Here is an 881-nt window from a genome sequence, read left to right on the forward strand (position 1 = left end):
GCCTCCATCACCCGCCGCCCCACTCGCGGGCCCCCAGTGAAGAAGAAGTGGTCGAATGGCAGCCGCAGCAGCGCCTCGCCCACCTCCGGGCCGCCTTCCACCAGCGCCACCTCGTCCTGCGGAAACACGTCCCGCAGCAGCTGAGCGATGAAGCGCGCCGTGCCCGGGGTCTTCTCACTCGGCTTGCAGAGGACGGCGTTGCCCGCCGCCACCGCCGCCACCAGCGGCGACACCAGCAGGTGGAACGGGTAGTTCCAGGGCGCCAGGATGAGCACCACGCCCTTGGGCTCCGGATGGACCTCGCTCTTCGTGCCCGTGAGCAACAGCGGAGCACCCACCCTGCGCGGCTTCATCCACGCCTTCAGGTGCTTCTGCACGTGCGCCAGCTCCAGCAGCACGGGCAAAATCTCCGTCGCCTCCACCTCCGCGGGCGGCTTGTGGAAGTCCTCGTGCAGCGCGTCCGCCAGCTCCTCGCGCCGCTCCAAGAGCAGCGCCTTGAGCTTCTCCAGCCGCGCGAGGCGCTCCTTGGGCCCTGTCTTCGCCAGCTCCCAGCGGCGCGCCTGGAGGCGGTCGAACACCGCCTGCAGGTCTCCCGGGACCAGGGCCTCCTCCACTGACACCACGCGCATGCCGGTTCCTCTCTCCACCCCCCGGACCTACTCCAGCATCCGGGTCGCGCGGGAGGCCCATTCCTGGGCCTTTCCCCGATACGGCGGGAAGAACACAGCAGCCAGCGACTTCATCCACTGGACCATCACCGCCCGCTCGTGGCTGAACGTCTTGAAGCCGTAGTGCCCGTGGTAGTTCCCCAACCCGCTCATCCCCACCCCGCCAAACGGCAGGTTCGGGTTCGCCACGTGGATGAGCACGTTGTTCACCAC

At 68.8% G+C, this 881-nt stretch carries 1 protein-coding gene and 1 pseudogene; both read right to left on the reverse strand.

Annotated elements, in window-relative coordinates; all coding sequences use genetic code 11:
* The coding region (locus tag D7X55_RS39805) for an aldehyde dehydrogenase family protein (protein ID WP_121725711.1) at nt 1-629 on the reverse strand (629 nt) is incomplete at its 3' end.
* Nucleotides 630-656: 27 nt separating this feature from the next.
* A pseudogene (locus D7X55_RS39810) lies at nt 657-881 on the reverse strand (aldehyde dehydrogenase family protein); the annotation flags it as partial.

The organism is Corallococcus sp. AB049A (assembly GCF_003668885.1).
Lineage (GTDB): Bacteria > Myxococcota > Myxococcia > Myxococcales > Myxococcaceae > Corallococcus > Corallococcus interemptor.